Raw genomic sequence first — 19717 nt, forward strand, 5'->3', positions numbered from 1 at the left:
GTGCGGGCATGCGGCCCCGGAACGGATGAGTTCGGCCGCAAGCGGGATATCGGCAGATGGCGGCGATTCTGCAGTCGTTTTCTTCGCAGATCGATCAGACGAGAAGCGACGCGAGCGTCCGAAAATCGTCGCGGTAGAGCGTGACAAGCCGCGTGGCGGTCTGTTCGAGCCGCTTCTCTTCAACCGATAAAGCGTCGTTCACACCCGCTGCCAGTCCGCTGACGGTGACGGCCCTGGGCGAATCGGCGTCCTCCCATGTTTCGGCGAAGGCGATCTGCTTGCAGGGCCGCGCGAACTCTTCGTCATGCAGCAGATTGATGCGCGGCCGCGCAAACGCGATCGCGACGATCCGCCCATGCAGACTGCTGCCGAGATACGCGCGGCTGTGCGCGACCAACGCGCAGATGTCCCAGATATTCAGCGAATCGAACAAGTGGACGGATGAAGCGCGCATGCGCGCGGCAGTGCGCTCGAAGCACGACAGGTCGTCGTGCCACGGCGCAGCGCCCGCGCGAAAGAACACGACGGCGAGGCCATGCGCTTGCGCGACGCGGTCCAGTTGCGCGGCGATCTGCGCGAGCGTTGCATCGTCGCCGAAATCGGCGCTGAACTGCACGGCGAGATAGCCTTCCGGCGCCGCCGAGCGTATCCGTTCAATGGCGGGCGACGCACGCTCGCGGATCGTGTCGCCGAACAGGTCCGCCACCATGACGGCGCAATCGGGCACGAGCCGCGCTTCGATGCCGGACTGGCCGAGCCATGCCTGCGCGCGCGCGTCGCGCACGGTGACATCGTCAGCGGTTGCGAGCTTCGCGAGCACTTCGTTACGCAGCGCGTCGTCGCGGCCGCTCGGGCCCACGCCGCCGACGGCGTGAAAGAGCACGCGCGCGGCCGAGGGCAACGCTTCCTTCGACGACACATACGGCGCACGCGCCCGCGTGCCGAGCACGCGATACGCCCACGCATGGCAATCGGGATCGTGCTGATGCGACGCGATGAGCCGTTGCGCGTGGTCGGGCGATTGCAGCATCACGGCGGCTTCCCATGCATCGCACGTGAGGATTTCTCCGCCGACGTGTATCAGATCGATCGCGCGTTCGTGCATCTGCATGAGCGCTTCAACTCGATGGCCGCCGTGCGCACGAAGGTCGCGAGCCGCGAGTCCGGCGAAGCGCACGTCGCGCTCGCCCAGCATGCGCGCGACGACATGGGGAAACAGCATGTCGCCCAGATTGTGCCGGTCGAACGCGCCGAAGAGTACAACGGGCGACGGCTTGTCTGCCGCGTCATTTGACTTTCGCATTGCGATGCCCTACGAATCGATTTAACCGGTCGTCGGTTTACCGGTGCAAATGATCATACGAGTCACCGGAATCTGTACGGAGGGTACACGCAATTCGCGCATTGGCCACGTGAACGCGCATCGCGTCACAGCATGCGAGCAGCACGCGCAATACGAGGAACACGTGTTTTCCGGCGAAGCGATTCGAAGCGCTTCACCGTGAAGCGGGCGACGATCTGTCTGCGGCGCGCCGGCATTCCGGTGTGCCTCCTCATGCCTGAAAAGAACAGGGGCAGCGTCATGTTCACTTACGTCATCGTGATGGCCATTTCGGCGTTCATTCCCTATGTCGCGACACCCGCTGCCGAAGCCGGCGTGAAGGCGATCGTCTCGCATCACGACGATACGGAATCGGGCGGTGTCGACGCCCCCGTGCAGATGCAAACGCTCGTCGCGCAAGACGGCGCGGTTGCCAATGCTGCGCGCAGAAATGAGCATTGACGAAGCACCGCGCTAAAGCAAGCTGCCACGCATTGCGTTTCTCCATTGCGCGAGGCGAAGACAACGCGGCACGTCGAGAAACATGCCGGCCCAGATAGCGGGCCAAAGCGCCGGTTTGCCGTCGCTCCGGCCTATCTGCTCGCGGCGCGCCTCGGTCCCGCATGACTGTGCGGACCTCTGCTGAAGAGAGTTTTGTCGCGCTGTACCATCGGCGTCGATGATCGAAACGACGTTGACGAGTGATTGCGCGCGCATCGGTTCGAAGCGCGTTCGCCCATTGCTTTCCTGTCGATTTACCCGCCGCATCGGCGGCGCAATGTGTCACCCCCTCAATGTGTCACCACCCAAAGGAGCGAAGTTCGATGAGCACGATCACCACGAAGGATGGCACGCAGATTTTCTACAAGGACTGGGGCTCGGGCCGTCCCGTCGTCTTCTCGCATGGCTGGCCGCTCGACGCGGACGCGTGGGATGCCCAGATGCTGTTCCTGCTGCAGAAGGGCTTTCGCGTGATCGCACACGATCGCCGTGGACATGGCCGCTCGGGCCAACCGTCGAACGGCAACGACATGGACACGTACGCGGACGATCTCGCCGCGCTGCTCGACGCACTCGACATTCAGGGCGCGACGCTCGTCGGGCATTCGACGGGCGGCGGCGAAGTTGCGCACTATATCGGCCGTCACGGCACGAAGCGCGTTGCGAAGACGGTGCTGATCGGCGCGGTGCCGCCGTTGATGCTGAAGACGCAGGCGAATCCCGGCGGCTTGCCACTGGACGTGTTCGACGGCATCCGCAAGGGTGTCGCCGACAACCGCTCGCAGTTCTATAAGGACCTCGCGATTCCGTTCTTCGGCTTCAACCGTCCGAACGCAAAAGTGTCGCAAGGCACGATCGACGCGTTCTGGGCACAGGGCATGTCGGGCAGCATTCATGGACAGTACCTGTGCATCCGCGAGTTCTCTGAAGTCGATTACACGGAAGACCTGAAGAAGATCGACGTGCCGACGCTGATCCTGCACGGCGACGACGACCAGATCGTGCCGATCGACGCTGCGGGCAGGAAGTCCGCGGAGATCGTGAAGAACGCGACGTTCAAGGTCTACGAGGGCGGCGCGCACGGCATGTGCGTGACGGAGGCGGACAGGATCAACGCCGATCTGCTCGCGTTCATCAACAGCTAGGCGCGCACGCGTGCATATGCGATGGCGGCGCATCCTTTGCGGGATGCGCCGCTTTGTTATGTCGAAGCGGCACGGCATGTCGAATGATGCGGATACGCCGGCGTTTGCGCTTCGTTGCCGACGCGATAACATCGCAGCCATCGCGACTCCATGAACGGAACATGATCACCTACGTTGCGCTGTTGCGGGCCGTCAATGTCGGCGGCACCGGCAAGCTGCCGATGACCGAGCTTCGCCGGCTATGCGAAGAAGCGGGCTTCATCAACGTGCGCACGTACATTGCGAGCGGCAATGTCGTGTTCGAAAGCAAGCTCGCGCGGCGCGCGGTGCAGGCGGCGCTCGAAACCCGACTCGAAGCGTATGCGGGCAAGCCCGTGGGCGTGCTGATCCGCACGGGCAAGGAAATGGCGGATGTACTGCACGCCAATCCGTTCAGCGACGAAGCGCCGAACCGCACCGTCGCGATCTTTCTCGATGGCCGGCCGCCCGCCGATACGCTCGACCGCATGACAGGCCAGCGAAACGAAAAGGTCGCGCTCGGCAAGCAGGAAATCTACGTGCATTACGGCGAAGGGATGGCGAATTCGAAACTGAAGATTCCCGCTGCGAAAACGGGGACCGCGCGCAACATCAACACGATCGCGACGCTCGCCGAATGGGCCGCGCAATGATGGCGAGCGACGGCCCTGCCCGCTGCGGCCCGCTGCGGCCTATACGGCTTGTTGCTACACTGCGCGTTGCCGGTACTTCGTTGCAGCACCTGTCTTGCAGCGCTTCACGCTTTCTGCTCGCACGCTTCCTGCTCGCGCCAAGCTCATGAAACCGTCCCTGCTCGTACTGACCTCACTCCTCGACGACAACCGCGAGCGCATCGCCGCTTCGTTCGACGTCCTCTATGCGCCCACGCACGAAGCGCGCGCGGAATCGATCGCGAAGCACGGCGCTGCGATTCGCGCAGTGCTGACGAGCGGCACCACAGGCCTGAGCGCCGATGAAATCGACCGGTTGCCTGCGCTCGAACTGGTGAGCGCGTTGGGCGCAGGCTACGAGAACATCGCGACCGAGCATGCGCGCGCACGCGGCATCGTGCTCACGAACGGCGCGGGAGCCAACGACGATTGCGTCGCCGATCACGCGCTTGCATTGCTGCTGGCCGTCGTGCGCGATGTGCCTCAACGCGACCGCGCGACACGCGAAGGCATCTGGCGCGATGCGTTGCCGTTGCGACCCTCGGTGTCGGGCAAGCGGCTCGGCATCGTCGGCTTGGGGCATATCGGAGAGAAGGTGGCGCGCCGCGCGGCCGGTTTCGATATCGACGTCGCGTATCACAACCGCAAGCCACGCGACGGCGTGACGTTACGCTACTTCGACAAGCTGCGCGATCTCGCGCGCTGGAGCGACTATCTCGTCGTGGCGACGCCGGGCGGCACCGTCACGCAGCATCTGATCGATGCGCAGGTGCTCGAAGCTCTGGGGCCGACAGGCTTTCTCGTCAATGTGTCGCGCGGCAGCGTCGTCGATACGGATGCGCTTGCGTATGCATTGAAGAATGGCGTCATCGCGGGAGCGGGGCTCGACGTGTATGAAAGCGAGCCGCATCCGCCGCAGCCGCTGCTGCATCTGAACAATGTCGTGCTCACGCCGCATGTGGCGGGCACGTCGCCGGAAGCGAATGCGGCCTGTGTCGATACGTTCATCGCGAACGCCACGCGTCACTTCGCGGGCGAAGACGTGCTCACGCCCATCTGACCGCATCTGACACACGTTAAGCTCATCGGATTACCCACTACGCGAGGACCTCACGCATATGGCCAAACATACGGCACTGATCGAATGGAGCAGCAACGGCAGCCCGTTCACCGACAACCGCTATAGCCGCGCGCATCGCTGGACCTTCGACGGCGGCGCGGTCGTGCCCGCATCCAGTTCGCCGCACGTGGTGCGCGTGCCGTTCGCCGATCCAGCGGGTGTCGACCCCGAAGAGGCGTACGTCGCGGCATTGTCGAGTTGCCACATGCTGTGGTTTCTGTCGATTGCAGCGGGCGAGGGTTATGTCGTGACCTCGTATCGCGACGAAGCCGAAGGCACGATGGCGAAGAACGAAGCGGGCAAGGAAGTGGTGACGCGAGTCGTGCTGAAACCGGCTGTTGCATTCGCGGGTGCGAAAGCGCCGAGCGATGACGCGCTTCGCCATCTGCATCATCTTGCGCATGATGCGTGTTTTCTGGCGAACTCGGTGAAGACGGTGATCGACGTCGAAGGAACGTGGAGCTTCGACGCGGCGCATTGAGCGGCAGTCCGGCTCATTGCTGCGCCTGGCACTAGCGCTCAGGCAACGAAAAAAAGCCGGCCCGTCATGGTGCCATGAGGGTGTCATCAGGGCCGGCGCGAAGGGATTCTGGCCATTCCGAGGGCCATTGCCAGAACCCGAGAGAGTCGCCATTGTCCCGCACGCGTCCTGAAGACTTGCTTAACTGCGAAGCGATTCGTTCAGCACCTGGCGACGACGTCGCGTTCGGGACGCGCGCTTCATCGACGTGGGAACTGCGCGCACATTAAACGGTCGTTATCTGCTGGTTGCAACTGTGACATTCTTCATCTCTGCGTGAACGGTCGATTTCGCCGCATCAGCGTCTCTTAAGTTTTCTTGGCTAAACTCGCGATGCGAGCTATGCGCTTTACGCGGTAAGCATGTCATTTTTTGACTCGACTCATTCGAATTTACCGACCGTCACTGCACATCACGCGCCATCGGCAGTACTTTTCTCCATGCGCAGCAATCGAATTGGGAAGAACTTCCGCGCCCCATGCGCGGCCTTCCGAGGCTGTGTCCCTCTCGCCACAGTCAATCGTGTCTTATGTAAAGGATCGTTACTCGGAGGTTGGTCGAGGCCGCTGCGCGATCCCTGCCGTCAGACTTTTTTATGCTTTGGAAACGTGCGTTTGCGCGCGGACTGCGTGCGTGGAGCGCTCAAAATCGCCAACGTGTAGTCGCGATTCGACGTTTTCAAACAGTAACAACCGTTGATGCATAACGGGTCGCGATTCCGTTAATTTTTGAGTAACCGATCGCGAACGAATTCCCGGGGACGTAATGCTGTCGGTGCATGTCGACCAATCGAGGCGGGAAAACCGATTACATCATGGACCTCAAGCTAAAGCGGCTCTATCACGTGTGCAACCCTGAACTGGCGTGCCTCGACGGCAATCTGCCGTCGGAGTTATGGCGCATTCGCTGCATCGATGTTCGCGAGAGGCAAGGCGCTGCATTGCTTGCCAATGACCGGGCTGCTGGTCTGATCGAGTTCTCTTCGCTGACCATTCCGGATGATCTGAACGAAGTCGACGTACTGACAAAAGCGAGTGCAGAAATCAGTTGGGTCGCCGTCGTGACGAAGGCGCACCTGAACGATCCGGAAATACGCCGGATCGTGCGCACGCGCTGCGTGAGTTTCATCACGTTGCCCGCTGCCGCCGAGCTGATCGCGCAGACCATCGATCGCGTGTATGAAACGTCGACGGGCGACGAGCGCAGGAGCACGGACGACGACTCGCCCGCGATGATCGGCGCGTGCGCTGCGATGACCGACGTGCGCGCGGCGATCCGGCGCGCGTGCGAGCATGAGCGGCCCGTGATGATCGTCGGCGAATCGGGGAGCGGCAAGACGATGACGGCAACGGCGATCCATTCGGGTTCGACGCGCCGCGACGGACCGTGGGTATCGATCCATTGCGCGGCCTACGCGCCCGAGCGGCTCGCGGCCGAACTGTTTGGCGACGGGGAGAGCAAAGTCGAAGGGGGCAATCAGCGACCTCGCCTGGAAATGGCGGAGGGCGGTTCGCTGTATATCGACGGCATCTGCGAGCTGCCGCTTGCGGCGCAACAACGTCTCGCAGACCTGCTCGACAGTGGGCCGCGCAATGTGCGCATCATCTGCTCGACACATTTCGACTTGCAACGCGCGACGGAAGAACATCGTCTGCATCCGCGCCTTGTTGCGTTGTTCGCGGGGAATACGATCACGCTGCCGGCGCTGCGCGACCGCGGCGCCGATATCCGCCTGCTCGCATCCTGGCTGCTGATGAGCTTTCGCTCCGATTCGCGTCATGGCGTGCAAGGTTTTTCCGTCTGCGCATGGGAAGCGCTCGACACGCACACATGGCCCGGTAATGTGCAGGAACTGATCAACCGCATCCGGCGCGCAATCGTCGTCGGCAGAGGGCAGTTGATCTCCGTCGAGGATCTGGGTTTCGACAAGGTCGCGCAGATGCCGTTGCTGAGGCCAGCCGACGAGACCGACGACGTTCCCGAATGGGCCGCCGTCGAACTCGCCGTCGCGCGCAATCAGGGCCGGCTCGATGCGGCCGCGACGGAGTTGCACATTTCAAAGGTTCTTCTCTCGCGCATGCTTGCGTCGGACTACAAGCGCGTCGCGCCGACGGACGCCGTGTTACAGGCGGATTCCGCGTAAGCCGAAGCAAAGGCGCGTGCGCGCGTTGGAATGCGCTTCACCAACAGTTACACAATCCGTTTTTGTGTAGCACCTGCCGACATTTCCACGCGCTATGCTAGTTCTTGTCGATGCCGCTCGCGCGTAGCGGCGTTCTTTGCTGTCACTTTCAAAAGGAATTCCTTGCTGATTTTAATGCCGCTTTATTGCGGAATTCACCATTGTTTTTCGTCGTTATTTCGTTCACTGTGAGCCATGAAAGAGCCCTATCGCGCCGTTATCCGCTATCCGCGTAATGACTCAGGTCGTGACTTCGTCGTGGGCGACATTCACGGCTGCTTCGGGCAATTACGCGCAGAACTCGAAGCACGCCATTTCGATCCGCAACGGGACCGGCTGTTCGCTGTCGGCGATCTCGTCGACCGGGGGCCGGAATCCGATTGCGTGCTGGAAACCGTCGAGCGTTATCGCATCAAGTCCGTCAAGGGCAATCACGAAGACATCATCGTGCGCTGGCATCATGGCGAAGAGCAGGCACTCTCGCTGCTGGGCAACGGCGCGAACTGGCTGCTCGATCGCGCCGAGGACATGGACTGGGTCGATCGCATCGCCGACTATATGGCGTCGCTGCCGTACGTGATCGAAATCGAAACGGAACACGGCATCGTCGGCATCGTGCACGCGGATTCGCCCACGTCGGACTGGACGACGTTCGTGCGTGAAATCGAACGCGAGTCGCCCAATGGCTCGATGCGCCGCAAGGCGATCTGGGCGCGCACGCGCTGGAAGACGTATCAGCCGCATCCCGAGCCTTCGCGCAATACGCTGCGAGGCCTGCTCGACAAGGCGAAGCGCAGCGTGCGCTCGCAGGTGCATGCGACGGGGCGCGTCGACAACGTGACGGCCGTGATCGTTGGCCATACGCCTGTGTCCGGCGTCACCGCGAAAGACAACGTGATCAATATCGACACGGGCGCCGTGTACGGCGGCAAGCTCACGATCATGGATCTCGCGGATGTGCCGCAATGGGTCGAGGTGTTCGAACGCCCGTCCATCGGCGCTTCAGAGGCTGTTCGACAACAGCCCGTTCATCGGCAGCCGGGTCACGAAGAGCCCGCACATGAAGAACCCGCGCTTCATGAGCCCGAGATGTCGGAGCGTTTGATTCGACGCAATCCCGGTTTCGCATCCGAGCCGGTTGTCGAAAAAGCGGCGGCCGACGCGGCACCCGTGATGGCGGAGCCGCCTGTCGTAGCGGAGCCGCCGGTGATAACAGAGCCGCCTGTGATGACAGAGTGCGTCGCTGCCGCGCAGAGCCCCGCGACGACAGCCGCTGCAAGTCCTGTCATCGAGGAGGAGCCTGTGGACGGCACGCCGCAACTCGCGCCCGAACCTCAGCCGAAACGGGAGCCATTGACGTCGTTTGCATCGCAAGGCATGCACATCACGGTGCGTATGAGCCTGCACACCTTCGTGAACGACGGGCATTCGACTGCCGATGCGCCCGACCCGCATCGGCGATAGCCCGATGCCGTGACACCAGATCGCGTGCCGCCGTGCGAGTGTGACGCCGGCCGCGATGGGCGGCGCTCAGCGCGCCGCATCCATCCCGAGACGCTTGAGCAGATCGCGGCCGCGCGCGCTGATCTGCAATGCTGCCGCGCCGCTGGGATCGCGCACTTCGACGAGTTCGTAATGACGCAAAGCGAGTACATCGGGGTCTAGCGATTCGAGACGGTGCTCGTTGCTGTTCAACAGCATGAGCGTCGCGATTTCGTGAGGGCTCAACATCGGGACACCTCCATGGTCGAGTGAGCGATCAGTCCCGCACATGCTAATCGGACGCCGCTACAGTTTGACTACGGATGTGTTTCATGACGTTACGCCGTTACAGGTTTGACGATCGTGAAAGGACGCGGCTCGCGCATGCACGCGCGGTCATGCGAGGAATGCGGCTCGACGGATGGCGCACGGCTGTAACAGGCTTACGCGCGAGTAAGCCCGGTACAGCCAACAGAAAGCACGTTGACGTTTGACGATGCGATCAGCGGGCATCGTCGACGGCGACGCGGTACTCCGCTGCGTCTTCATCGACTTTCGACACGAGCGTTTCGAGCGACAGGCCCTTTGTCTCGATGCCCATCGCCCACACGGCGAGCGCCGCGACGCCGAACGACAGCGCGCCGAGCGTGAACACGCCGCCTTGTCCGAAGATCGGCAGCACGACGCCGACCGCATAGGGGCCGATCAGCGAGCCGACGCGGCCGATCGCCGACGCGAAGCCCGAACCCGTGGCCCGTGCGCCCGTGCCATACAACTCCGGTGTGTACGTGTAGAGCACGGCCCACATGCCGAACAGAAAGAACTGCATCGCGAGGCCGGTGCAGATCAGCAGCGTCACGCTATCTGCGTGCAGCGCCGTTTGTCCGTACAGATAGGCCATGATGCCGCCGCCCGCCAGCGACGCGATACAGGTCGGCTTGCGGCCCCAACGTTCGACGAGCCACGCGGCGCACAGAAAGCCGGGCACGCCGCCGAGCGAAATCAGCACCGTATAGAGCACCGATTTCGTCACCGCGAAGCCCGCCTGCTGCATCAACGCGCCGAGCCACGACGTGAGGCCATAGAAGCCGAGCAACGCGAAGAACCACAGCGCCCATACCATGATCGTGCGCTGGCGATATGCGGCGCTCCAGATCTCGCGAAACGCGCCGTGTTTCGAACGCGGCGCGGGATCGGCGAGCATCGACGGCGCGGGCAGCGAGCGGATGCCTTTCGACTTCATCACTTTCGCTTCGATCTGCTCGAGCACGGCATCGGCTTGTGCGTCGCGTCCGCGATGTTCGAGCCAGCGCGGCGACTCGGGCACGATGCGGCGCACGATCAACACGAAGACAGCGGGAATCGCGAGCAACGCGAACACCGTGCGCCAGCCGAATTGCGGCAGCACGACGAACGACACGCAGCCGGCCGTGATGAAGCCCAATGGCCAGAAGCCGTCCATCAGCGCGACGAGACGTCCGCGCGAAGCTGTCGGCACGAATTCGGAGAGGAGCGTTTGCGCGATCGGGAACTCCATCCCCATGCCGATGCCGAGCAGCACGCGATACACGATCAGCGCCTCGACGCTGTGCGCCGTCGAGCACAGATACGACGCGAGGCCCCACAGCACCATGCTCCATTGAAAAACGGGCCGGCGCCCGAAGCGATCGGCGAACAGCCCCGCGACGGCCGCGCCCAGCACCATGCCGAAGAAGCTCGCGCTGGCGACGAGGCCGGCTGTTGCGCTCGACAGGCCGAACTCCGTCTTGATGGAGCCGAGCACGAAGGTCATCGTGCCCAGATCGACGGAGTCGAAAAAGAACGCGATCGCGATGATGATGAAGATCGTACGGTGATAGCCCGAGAAAGGCAGGCGTTCGAGACGCGCGGCGGCGCTGGCCCTTTTCGTGCATGGAACAGTGGACGAAACAGCGGATGAAGAAGCGTTGGTCGGCATGGCATCCTCGAATGGATGAAGGAGTAGGCCGGTGTTCTGTTGCTCCGGTCCGTTCCAGTAGACGCCGCCATTAATCCGTCATATAGAACAGATTCGGCATTGCAGTGGAACGTGCGCGTCATCGGCGGATGACACGCACGGTTCGTGAATGCCCGTCAATAGGTATGCGCCGCCGTGCTCCTTGCGTGTGCATGCGCAACGATATTCGCGCCACGCGCCGGTGCGCCGTTCGCCACATAGTAGGGCGCGGTCGAGCGCGCGAGCGGCTTGCGTCCGCGAATGCGATCGGCGATTTTCTCGGCGAGCATGATGGTCGGCGCGTTCAGGTTGCCCGTCGTGATGCGCGGCATGATCGATGCGTCGATCACACGCAATCCTTCCAGACCATGCACGCGTCCTTCGCCATCGACGACAGCCATGTCGTCGTAGCCCATCGCGCACGAACACGACGGATGGTACGCAGTCTCCGCGCGCGCGCGCACGAACGCGTCGATCTGCGCATCGGTTTGCAGCTCCGCGCCGGGGCTCAGCTCGCGGCCGCGAAAACGGTCGAGCGCCGGTTGCGCGATGATCTCTCGCGTAATACGGATCGCGTCGCGGAACTCGCGCCAGTCGAGTGCTTCCGCCATGTAGTTGAAGAGAATCGACGGATGCTCGCGCGGATCGCGCGAGCGCAGCTTCACGCGGCCGCGGCTCGGCGAGCGCATCGAGCCGACGTGCGCCTGAAAACCGTGCATCTTGATCGCGTTCGTGCCGTTGTAGTTGATCGCGACGGGCAGGAAGTGATACTGGATATTCGGCCACGGGTCGTCGTCGCGCGTGCGAATGAAGCCGCCCGCTTCGAAATGGTTGCTCGCGCCGATGCCCGTGCCCTTCAGCATCCACTCGATGCCGATCGCAGGCTGATTGCGCAGCAGTAGCGCGGGGTAGAGCGACACGGGCTCCTTGCACTCGTACTGCATGTACATCTCGAGGTGATCCTGCAAGTTCTGGCCCACGCCTGGCAGATCGAGCACGACGGGAATGTCGAATTCGCGCAGCCACGCACCGGGGCCGACGCCCGAGCGTTGCAGAATCTGCGGCGAAGCAATCGCGCCGCTGCATAGCAGGACTTCACGTCGCGCATGCACGGTGATCTGCGCCTGGCCATCCAGATACACGACGCCTTGCGCGCGCTTGCCGCTGAACAGAATGCGATCGGTAGTCGCGTGCGTGACGATCGTGAGATTCGCGCGCTGCTTCGCCTGATCCAGGTAGCCGCGCGCGGTGCTGGCGCGGCGGCCGTTCGCCGTCACCGTGCGGTCCATCGGGCCGAAGCCTTCCTGCCGATAGCCGTTGAGATCGTCGGTGCGCGGATAGCCCGCCTGCACGCCCGCTTCGACCATCGCTTCGAAGAGGGGATTCACGCCGGGCTTGCTCGTCGTCACATGCACAGGGCCGTCGCCGCCGTGATAGTCGTTCGCGCCGATATCGCGCGTCTCGGCCTTGCGGAAATACGGCAGGCAATCCAGATAGGTCCAGTTTTCAAGGCCTTTTCGTTCGGCCCAGCCGTCGTAGTCGAGCGCATTGCCGCGGATATAGCACATGCCGTTGATCAGCGACGAGCCGCCCAGCCCCTTGCCGCGTCCGCATTCCATGCGTCGATTGTTCATGAACGGCTCGGGGTCCGTTTCATACGCCCAGTTGTAGCGGCGCCCTTGCAACGGATACGCGAGCGCGGCGGGCATCTGCGTGCGAAAGTCGAAGCGATAGTCGGGGCCGCCTGCTTCGAGCAGCAGCACGGTCACGTCGCGGTCTTCCGTCAGGCGTGTAGCGAGCACATTGCCCGCCGATCCCGCGCCGATGATGATGTAGTCGTACTCTTTCGCTGCCATGCTGCGCTCCCTCAAAACACGGGCTGATATGGGCCCAGTTCGACCTGGATGGACTTGATGCGCGTGTAGTGCTCGAGCGTCGTGATGCCGTTTTCGCGGCCCACGCCCGACTGCTTGTAGCCGCCCACGGGCATTTCGGCGGGCGACTCACCCCACGTGTTGATCCAGCAGATACCCGCTTCGAGCCGATGGATCACGCGATGCGCGCGCGACAGGTTCTCGGTGACGACACCCGCTGCGAGACCGTAGATCGTGTCGTTCGCGCGCGCGATCACGTCGTCCTCGTCGGCGAAAGCCAGAATGCTCATCACAGGGCCGAAGATTTCTTCGCGCACGATCTTCATGTCGTCGCGGCAGTCAGCGAACACGGTCGGCTGCACGTACTGGCCGCGCGCGTAATCGCCTTGCGTGATGCGCGCGCCGCCCGTCACAAGACGTGCGCCTTCCTGCTTGCCGCTCTCGATGTAGCCAAGCACCTTGTCCAGTTGCGCCGCGCTCGCGAGCGGCCCGAAATTTGTCGACGGGTCCGACGGTTTGCCGATGCGAATGCGCTTCACGCGCTCGATCACGCGCGCTTCGAATGCCTGTTGCACCGACTGATGCACGAACACGCGCGTGCCGTTCGTGCACACCTGTCCCGCGCTGAAGAAGTTGGCCGTCACGGCGATATCGGCGGCGCGATCCAGGTCGGCATCGTCGAACACGATCAGCGGCGACTTGCCGCCGAGTTCCATCGTCACTTCCTTCAGCGACGAAGCGCCTGCCGTCGACATCACTTTCTTGCCCGTCTCGACGCCGCCCGTAAACGAAATCTTCGCGATGTCTGGATGTGCGGCCAGCATCGCGCCGACGCGTCCGTCGCCCTGCACGACGTTGAACACGCCGGGCGGCACGCCCGCTTCCAGATAGATTTCCGCGAGCTTCGACGCCGAGAGCGGCGTGACCTCGCTCGGCTTGAAGATCATCGCGTTGCCGGCCGCGAGCGCTGGCGCGGACTTCCAGCACGCAATCTGGATCGGGTAGTTCCATGCGCCGATGCCCGCCGTGACGCCGAGCGGCTCGCGCCGCGTATAGACGAACGATTCGGCGCGCAGCGGAATCTGCTGACCTTCGATGGCCGTGGCGAGGCCCGCGTAGTACTCGATCACGTCCGCGCCAGTGACGATGTCGACCGCGCGCGTTTCCGCAATCGGCTTGCCTGTGTCGCGCATTTCGAGTTCGGCGAGTTCGCCGTTGCGCTCGCGCAGCAACTCCACTGCGCGGCGCAGGATGCGCGAGCGCTGCATCGCCGTCATCGCGGCCCACGCGCGCTGGCCTTCACGCGCGGATTGCACGGCGCGCTCGATGTCGGCAACGCTCGCTTGCTGGACGGCCGCGAGCGTTTCGCCCGTGGCGGGATCGAAGGTGTCGAAGGTGACGCCGCTCGTGGCGTCGACATATTCGCCGCCGATGTAGAGACGTTGCAGGCCGTAGACGGGCATCGGGTTTCTCCTTGAAATGCGGGTGTTCGTGGCGCGACGCTGCGTGTGCGTTTTAAGAGCCGTTGCGCGCGAGCAGCAGGTCGATGTAGTCGTTGGCGAGGCGCAGCGCGGCTTTCGTATCGAACGGATCGCCCGACAACGCTCCGCGCAGCCACAGTCCGTCGATCATCGCCGCGAGGCCGCTGGCGGCGCGCCGCGCTGATGCACGCGGCAACGCCTTCGCGAATTCCGCGCACAGGTTCGAATAGAGGCGGCGCGTGTTCACGCGCTGCAAGCGCCGCAGCGCGGGCTCATGCATGCTCTCGGTCCAGAACGCGAGCCACGTCTTCATCACGGGCCCGCTCACCTGCGATACGTCGAAATTCGCCGCGACGATCGCGCGCAAACGCGCGCGCGGCTGCGCCTTCGCGGCGATGCGGCGGCGCGTCGTGGCGGCCCACAGATCGCGCAGGATATGGCGCATCGTGGCTTCGAGCAGGCCGTCCTTGTCGCCGAAATAGTGGCTCACGATGCCCGTCGAAATGTTCGCGCGCTGCGCGACGGACGCGAGCGTCGTGCCCGACAGACCGGCCTGGTCGATCGTGAGCAGCGTGGCGTCGATCAGTTGCGCGCGACGCACTTCGCGCATTCCGACTTTGGGCATGGTGTCTCGCGAGGCTTGCCGAAAGCCGTCACTCTAGTCTTTTTTTATTGAACGTTCAATCAACAAAAACGGTGCAATCCGGCTTTGTCGGTTTGAGGAAAACGCGTGTCGCGTTTTGAACATTGGTGGACGGGGCAAAGGGACTAACCTCGAATCAGCGCCATTTGCGCATTCAGACCAACATGGAGACGAGACGATGAGCAGCAATCGCGGTGTCGTGTATCTGGGGCAGGGCAAGGTGGAAGTACGACCGATCGATTACCCGAAAATGGTCGATCCGCGCGGACGCGCGATCGGCCACGGCGTGATCCTCAAGGTGGTATCGACAAATATTTGCGGCTCGGACCAGCACATGGTGCGCGGCCGCACGACGGCCGAAATAGGCCTTGTTTTAGGGCACGAAATCACGGGCGAAGTGATCGAAGCAGGCCGCGATGTCGAGACGCTGAAGATCGGCGATCTCGTTTCCGTGCCGTTCAACGTCGCGTGCGGCCGCTGTCAGACCTGCAAGGAACAGCATACGGGCGTGTGCCTGAACGTGAATCCGTCGCGTGCCGGCGGCGCGTATGGTTACGTCGATATGGGCGGCTGGATCGGCGGGCAGGCCGAATACGTGATGGTGCCGTATGCGGACTTCAATCTGCTGAAGTTTCCCGATCGCGATCGCGCGATGGAAAAAATCCGCGACCTCACATGTCTGTCGGACATTCTGCCGACGGGCTATCACGGCGCCGTGATGGCGGGTGTGAAGCCGGGCTCGACCGTGTACATCGCGGGCGCGGGACCTGTCGGCATGGCGGCTGCCGCATCGGCGCGCATTTTGGGCGCGGCGTGCACGATCGTCGGCGACATGAACGAAGAGCGGCTTGCGCACGCGCGCGCAGTCGGCTTCGAGACGGTCAATCTGTCGAAGGACGCGACGCTCGGCGAGCAGATCGCACAGATTCTCGGCAAGCCCGAAGTGGATTGCGCCGTGGACTGCGTGGGCTTCGAGGCGCACGGCCACGGCACCAGCGGCTCGCGCGAAGAAGCGCCCGCAACGGTGCTCAACTCGCTGATGGATATCACGAAGCCGGCGGGCGCGATTGGCATTCCGGGTCTGTACGTCACCGACGATCCGGGCGCCGCCGATGCCGCTGCGCGCAAGGGCAGCCTGAGCATCCGCTTCGGCCTCGGCTGGGCGAAGTCGCATTCGTTCCATACGGGGCAGACGCCCGTGATGAAGTACAACCGCAACCTGATGCAGGCAATTCTGTTTGACCGTCTGCCGATCGCGGACATCGTCAACGTGACGGTGGTGTCGCTGGACGAGGCGCCCGATGGCTATCGCAAGTTCGATGGCGGCGCGCCGCGCAAGTTCGTCATCGATCCGCATGGCTTGCTGAAGGCCGCTTAGTGCAGGTGCGTTCGTTGCAGGCGTGTTTGCCTGCAACGGGCGGGTAGAAGGTCGAAGTCTCCTCTGTCCCGTTTTGGACGATGCTGCGTTTTCCTTTGACAGGAAACGCAGTTTTTTTTGCTTCGCGCATCCCGACTTCAATTGACTTCCATTGAATTCAAAAGTCATGTCGAATGGAAAACGTCGCGCCTCTTTCGTGTGAGTGATTGAGGTTCAAAAGCGGATTGGCTCTGAAGCTCCATTCGTCGCTGTCGGTCGATGAACCCGAAGAGCCGTCTTGAGGATCGGGCGTGAGTCCATAGACGGGCGAACCCGGCGCCTCGCCTGCGTGAAGGCCGTCGAGACCGGACAGGCGCTGTCCGAAGCGGACGCGCCCGTTATCCGGCGCGATGCTGTACCGGTTATAGAGCCCGTAAGCCGCGGTTCCCATATGCAATGGGCTCTCGACGACGTATCGATGCAGACGCCGTTGCGGCGCATAAGCCGTCGCCGGAATCTGCGGATACGAATAAAAAAGAATGGCTGTGGATTCCCTTTCGGGCAATAAGCGGGCGTGATCAGCGGCGACGGCTTTTGCAAATAACGCGCCGCTGACCAGAAGAAGCAACGCACCGGCAATCCAGTTGCCCGGATTGCGGCGCGTCGCGGATAGGACCCAATAAACGACGGCAATGATCACACTGCGGATCATCCTGGCTTGGCAGAAGCTTCGCCTGTCAAAACATTGATATTACATTTTAGTTCTTTCGATGCCTTTTCAGTTCAATCCAATTCCTCTCGGCTAGCCGCACGCGCCGATTTCACCGCACGCCGTGCAGAAGTCACAACCGTCCTTGCGGATCACCGCATTCGCGCCGCAATTGCCGCACTTGCGGCCGTGCATCGTATGCAGTGCCTGAACCCCGCGCTGTTCCGCCGATTCCTCTTCAACGGACGAGAGCGCGTTGTCGGCGCTCGACGCATTCGGGTTTGCCTCGCCGTGTGGCAAGCGTGCGAGCAGGCGCGACGGCACCTGATTGCCCTCGGCATCGAGAAAGCCGCGCCGGTGCAGGATCTGCTGGAGCGCATACGCGAGCGCCGCGACTTCCGAATCGTGCCAGCGCGGCGAGTGGTGGCCGTCGAGCCGCTGCACTTCGCCGAGCCGCACCTGGCCGCGATCCCATGAAACCTTGCGCAAGTCCTGCAGATTGCGCGCGACAAAGCCCCCACGCGCCGCGAGCGACAGCGAACGCATCGTCGCCGTGATCCATTGCTGCGATTCATCGCGTTGGCCGGCGGGAATGAAGAACTCGATGGGCCGCTCGATCGTCACTTCCTCGCCGCCCACGCGTCCCGTCACTTCGATGAACGACACGGCAAGATACAGCGACTTCTTGCCCGCTGCCGTCAGGTACTCGACCTTCTCGATGATTGCGGGCAGCTCGCCCTTGGGCCGATGATCGATGGCGATGCGCAGCGGGTCCAGATCGATTTCGGCGAGCGCGTCGGAGGGCGTGGCCGCGGGCTCCGGCGTCACGCTCAGCACCGCGCCCAATGTTTCGTTCGGGCGATACGTCGCGAGGCCCTTGAGCCTGCTTTTCCATGCGTCGAAATAGAGGGTTTCGAATGCATCGAACGGATAATCGGCGGGCACGTTGACCGTTTTCGAAATCGACGTGTCGATGAACGGCTGCACGGCGGCCATCATGTCGAGGTGGTCGCGCGCCGACATCTCCAGCGCGCTCACGAAGTACTCGGGCAGGCTGCCGACGTCGCCGCCCAACTCGCGATAAAGACGGTACGCGTGATCTTCGACGGCGAACTGCTCGCGGCGGCCGTCCGCCATCACTTTCATGCGCGTGTACGTCCACGAAAACGCGGGCTCGATGCCGTTCGATGCGTTGTCCGCGAACGCGAGACTGACGGTGCCCGTCGGCGCAATGGAGAGCAGGTGGCTATTGCGGATGCCGTGCTTGCGGATCGACTCCTTGACGTCGTCGGGTAGACGCGATGCGAAGGTGCCTTCTTCCAGATATTGCTTCGCGTTGAAGAGCGGAAACGCGCCGCGCTCGCGCGCGAGTTCGACGGATGCGCGATACGCTTCGTCGCGCATCAGGCGCGCGATGCGCACCGCGAAGTCGCGGCCTTCCGGCGAGTTGTAGCGCAAGCCCATCATTACGAGCGTATCGCCCAGGCCCGTAAAGCCCACGCCGATACGCCGCTTCGCGCGCGACTCGTCGTATTGCTGCGTGAGCGGCCACAGCGTCACGTCGAGCACGTCGTCGAGAAAACGCACATGGGTGCGGGTGCGCCCGGCGAGCGCGTCCCAGTCGAACGACGGCTTGCCGCCGTGCCGCTGCGCGAACGGATCGATCACGAAGCGCGTGAGATTGAGCGGCCCGAGGTTGCAGCAGCCATAAGGCGGCAGCGGCTGCTCGCCGCAAGGATTGGTTGCGCGGATCGTTTCGACGGCGCGCAGATTGTTGTCCTCGTTCATCCGCGAGATAAAGACGATGCCGGGCTCCGCGATGTCATAGGTCGAGCGCATGATGCGATCGAAGATCTCTTTCGCGCGCCGCTCGCTGTAGACCCACATGCCGTCTTCGCGCTGATGCACGTCGTTGGCCGCGCGCATCGCGGGCGACGGTTCGGCGCGATGCACGAGCTGCCAGATCTCGTCGTTTTCGACCGCGCGCATGAACTCGTCGCTGACGGCGACGGACACGTTGAAGTTGTTCCAGCGGCCCTTCGAATGTTTCGCTTCGATGAATTCGAGCAGATCGGGATGCGTGCAGTCGAGCACGGCCATTTGCGCGCCGCGCCGCGAGCCCGCGCTTTCCACGGTGCGGCACGACGCATCGAACACATCGATATAGCTGCACGGACCGGATGCCGACGAGCTGGTCGTCTTCACGCGCGCGCCGCGCGGCCGGATCGCCGAGAAGTTATAGCCGACGCCGCCGCCGCGCCGCATCGTCTCGGCGGCCTGCAGCAACGCGACGTAGATGCCCGGCAGGCCCTGTTCGTCGACGCCCTGGATGCTGTCGCCCACGGGCTGCACGAAGCAGTTGATCAGCGTCGCCGCGATGCCCGTGCCCGCCGCGCTCATGATGCGGCCCGCGCCGAGTGCGCCGTTCTTCAGGTTCTCGGCGAAGCGGGCCTCGATGACAGGACGCAACGCCTCGGGCTCGGCCATCGCAACGCCGCGCGCGACGCGTTCGTACACATCATCGGCCGTGCGTTCGTCGCCTTTCGCGTATTTTTCGAGCAGCACGTCGAGCGAGAATTGCTGCGGCGCGATGGAGGTGGAGTCGAGCGGAGTGAGATCGTTGTCGGTGTCAGCCATGAGCAGCCTCGAAGGGCGGCGCTCCAGCGATGCGCGCGAACTGCGCGACGCCGCGCCGCGTTGAGCCTCACCATAGCGCAG

General features: G+C 63.2%; 17 protein-coding genes. 8 read left to right on the forward strand and 9 right to left on the reverse strand.

Going from position 1 to position 19717, the window contains the following annotated elements; translation table 11 throughout:
- Window positions 1–94: 94 nt before the first annotated feature.
- On the reverse strand, window positions 95–1303 hold the full coding sequence (locus AABE10_RS10430) for a polysaccharide pyruvyl transferase family protein (RefSeq protein WP_342933178.1): 1209 nt from the start codon (window positions 1301–1303) through the stop codon (window positions 95–97).
- Between the two features lie 125 nt (window positions 1304–1428).
- Window positions 1429–1590 (reverse strand): hypothetical protein, encoded by a 162-nt coding sequence (locus AABE10_RS10435; RefSeq protein ID WP_342933179.1) that lies wholly within the window; start codon window positions 1588–1590, stop codon window positions 1429–1431.
- Here AABE10_RS10435 and AABE10_RS10440 point away from each other — a divergent pair.
- The 7 genes from AABE10_RS10440 (at window position 1583) to AABE10_RS10470 (ending at window position 8942) form a co-directional block, all read left to right on the forward strand.
- Window positions 1583–1783, forward strand: coding sequence for a hypothetical protein (locus AABE10_RS10440; protein WP_342933180.1), 201 nt, complete (start codon window positions 1583–1585; stop codon window positions 1781–1783). The genes AABE10_RS10435 and AABE10_RS10440 overlap by 8 nt on opposite strands.
- Window positions 1784–2145: 362 nt before the next feature.
- Window positions 2146–2967, forward strand: a complete 822-nt coding sequence (locus tag AABE10_RS10445; RefSeq protein ID WP_342933181.1) for an alpha/beta hydrolase — start codon at window positions 2146–2148, stop codon at window positions 2965–2967.
- Between the two features lie 161 nt (window positions 2968–3128).
- A complete protein-coding gene (locus AABE10_RS10450; RefSeq protein ID WP_342933182.1) occupies window positions 3129–3638 on the forward strand; it encodes a DUF1697 domain-containing protein in 510 nt (169 codons plus the stop codon).
- 145 nt (window positions 3639–3783) lie between these two features.
- Complete coding sequence (locus AABE10_RS10455) at window positions 3784–4716, forward strand: 2-hydroxyacid dehydrogenase (protein ID WP_342933183.1); 933 nt, start codon at window positions 3784–3786, stop codon at window positions 4714–4716.
- A 58-nt stretch (window positions 4717–4774) separates the two neighbouring features.
- On the forward strand, window positions 4775–5257 hold the full coding sequence (locus AABE10_RS10460) for an OsmC family protein (RefSeq protein WP_342933184.1): 483 nt from the start codon (window positions 4775–4777) through the stop codon (window positions 5255–5257).
- A gap of 853 nt (window positions 5258–6110) precedes the next feature.
- The gene (locus AABE10_RS10465) at window positions 6111–7439 is read left to right on the forward strand and encodes a sigma-54 dependent transcriptional regulator (protein WP_342933185.1); all 1329 of its coding nucleotides are present in this window, start codon (window positions 6111–6113) and stop codon (window positions 7437–7439) included.
- Window positions 7440–7673: 234 nt separating this feature from the next.
- Window positions 7674–8942, forward strand: a complete 1269-nt coding sequence (locus AABE10_RS10470) for a metallophosphoesterase (protein WP_342933186.1) — start codon at window positions 7674–7676, stop codon at window positions 8940–8942.
- A 66-nt stretch (window positions 8943–9008) separates the two neighbouring features.
- On the opposite strand, the gene AABE10_RS10475 is transcribed toward AABE10_RS10470, so the two are convergent.
- The 5 genes from AABE10_RS10475 to betI all read right to left on the reverse strand — a co-directional run bounded on the left by AABE10_RS10475 (window position 9009) and on the right by betI (window position 14915).
- A complete protein-coding gene (locus AABE10_RS10475; protein WP_342933187.1) occupies window positions 9009–9209 on the reverse strand; it encodes a hypothetical protein in 201 nt (66 codons plus the stop codon).
- A gap of 253 nt (window positions 9210–9462) precedes the next feature.
- Entirely contained in the window at window positions 9463–10917 is a 1455-nt protein-coding gene (locus AABE10_RS10480) for an MFS transporter (RefSeq protein ID WP_342933188.1), read from the reverse strand.
- 155 nt (window positions 10918–11072) lie between these two features.
- On the reverse strand, window positions 11073–12791 hold the full coding sequence (gene betA / locus AABE10_RS10485) for a choline dehydrogenase (protein WP_342933189.1): 1719 nt from the start codon (window positions 12789–12791) through the stop codon (window positions 11073–11075).
- Between the two features lie 11 nt (window positions 12792–12802).
- Window positions 12803–14272, reverse strand: coding sequence for a betaine-aldehyde dehydrogenase (betB, locus tag AABE10_RS10490; RefSeq protein ID WP_342933190.1), 1470 nt, complete (start codon window positions 14270–14272; stop codon window positions 12803–12805).
- A 52-nt stretch (window positions 14273–14324) separates the two neighbouring features.
- Entirely contained in the window at window positions 14325–14915 is a 591-nt protein-coding gene (gene betI / locus AABE10_RS10495; RefSeq protein ID WP_342933191.1) for a transcriptional regulator BetI, read from the reverse strand.
- A 196-nt stretch (window positions 14916–15111) separates the two neighbouring features.
- Between betI and fdhA the strand changes: the two genes are divergently transcribed.
- Window positions 15112–16311: a formaldehyde dehydrogenase, glutathione-independent gene (fdhA, locus tag AABE10_RS10500; protein ID WP_342933192.1), complete on the forward strand. Its 1200-nt coding sequence runs from the start codon at window positions 15112–15114 to the stop codon at window positions 16309–16311.
- 157 nt (window positions 16312–16468) lie between these two features.
- Here fdhA and AABE10_RS10505 read toward each other — a convergent pair whose 3' ends face one another.
- Both AABE10_RS10505 and AABE10_RS10510 read right to left on the reverse strand, forming a co-directional pair.
- On the reverse strand, window positions 16469–16990 hold the full coding sequence (locus AABE10_RS10505; RefSeq protein WP_342933193.1) for a hypothetical protein: 522 nt from the start codon (window positions 16988–16990) through the stop codon (window positions 16469–16471).
- A 102-nt stretch (window positions 16991–17092) separates the two neighbouring features.
- Window positions 17093–19636, reverse strand: coding sequence for an adenosylcobalamin-dependent ribonucleoside-diphosphate reductase (locus tag AABE10_RS10510; RefSeq protein WP_342933194.1), 2544 nt, complete (start codon window positions 19634–19636; stop codon window positions 17093–17095).
- Window positions 19637–19717: the final 81 nt, after the last annotated feature.

Origin of the sequence: Paraburkholderia diazotrophica (assembly GCF_038900755.1) — a bacterium.
In the GTDB taxonomy this organism is placed as follows: Bacteria; Pseudomonadota; Gammaproteobacteria; order Burkholderiales; family Burkholderiaceae; genus Paraburkholderia; species Paraburkholderia diazotrophica_A.

What these genes read in the sequence shown, in the direction of transcription:
- AABE10_RS10430 (WP_342933178.1), bottom strand. Translation starts at nt 1,303, where the DNA reads ATGCGAAAGTCAAATGACGCGGCAGACAAGCCGTCGCCCGTTGTACTC.
- AABE10_RS10440 (WP_342933180.1), top strand. Translation starts at nt 1,583, where the DNA reads ATGTTCACTTACGTCATCGTGATGGCCATTTCGGCGTTCATTCCCTAT.
- AABE10_RS10445 (WP_342933181.1), top strand. Translation starts at nt 2,146, where the DNA reads ATGAGCACGATCACCACGAAGGATGGCACGCAGATTTTCTACAAGGAC.
- AABE10_RS10450 (WP_342933182.1), top strand. Translation starts at nt 3,129, where the DNA reads ATGATCACCTACGTTGCGCTGTTGCGGGCCGTCAATGTCGGCGGCACC.
- AABE10_RS10455 (WP_342933183.1), top strand. Translation starts at nt 3,784, where the DNA reads ATGAAACCGTCCCTGCTCGTACTGACCTCACTCCTCGACGACAACCGC.
- AABE10_RS10460 (WP_342933184.1), top strand. Translation starts at nt 4,775, where the DNA reads ATGGCCAAACATACGGCACTGATCGAATGGAGCAGCAACGGCAGCCCG.
- AABE10_RS10465 (WP_342933185.1), top strand. Translation starts at nt 6,111, where the DNA reads ATGGACCTCAAGCTAAAGCGGCTCTATCACGTGTGCAACCCTGAACTG.
- AABE10_RS10470 (WP_342933186.1), top strand. Translation starts at nt 7,674, where the DNA reads ATGAAAGAGCCCTATCGCGCCGTTATCCGCTATCCGCGTAATGACTCA.
- AABE10_RS10475 (WP_342933187.1), bottom strand. Translation starts at nt 9,209, where the DNA reads ATGTTGAGCCCTCACGAAATCGCGACGCTCATGCTGTTGAACAGCAAC.
- AABE10_RS10480 (WP_342933188.1), bottom strand. Translation starts at nt 10,917, where the DNA reads ATGCCGACCAACGCTTCTTCATCCGCTGTTTCGTCCACTGTTCCATGC.
- betA (WP_342933189.1), bottom strand. Translation starts at nt 12,791, where the DNA reads ATGGCAGCGAAAGAGTACGACTACATCATCATCGGCGCGGGATCGGCG.
- betB (WP_342933190.1), bottom strand. Translation starts at nt 14,272, where the DNA reads ATGCCCGTCTACGGCCTGCAACGTCTCTACATCGGCGGCGAATATGTC.
- betI (WP_342933191.1), bottom strand. Translation starts at nt 14,915, where the DNA reads ATGCCCAAAGTCGGAATGCGCGAAGTGCGTCGCGCGCAACTGATCGAC.
- fdhA (WP_342933192.1), top strand. Translation starts at nt 15,112, where the DNA reads ATGAGCAGCAATCGCGGTGTCGTGTATCTGGGGCAGGGCAAGGTGGAA.
- AABE10_RS10510 (WP_342933194.1), bottom strand. Translation starts at nt 19,636, where the DNA reads ATGGCTGACACCGACAACGATCTCACTCCGCTCGACTCCACCTCCATC.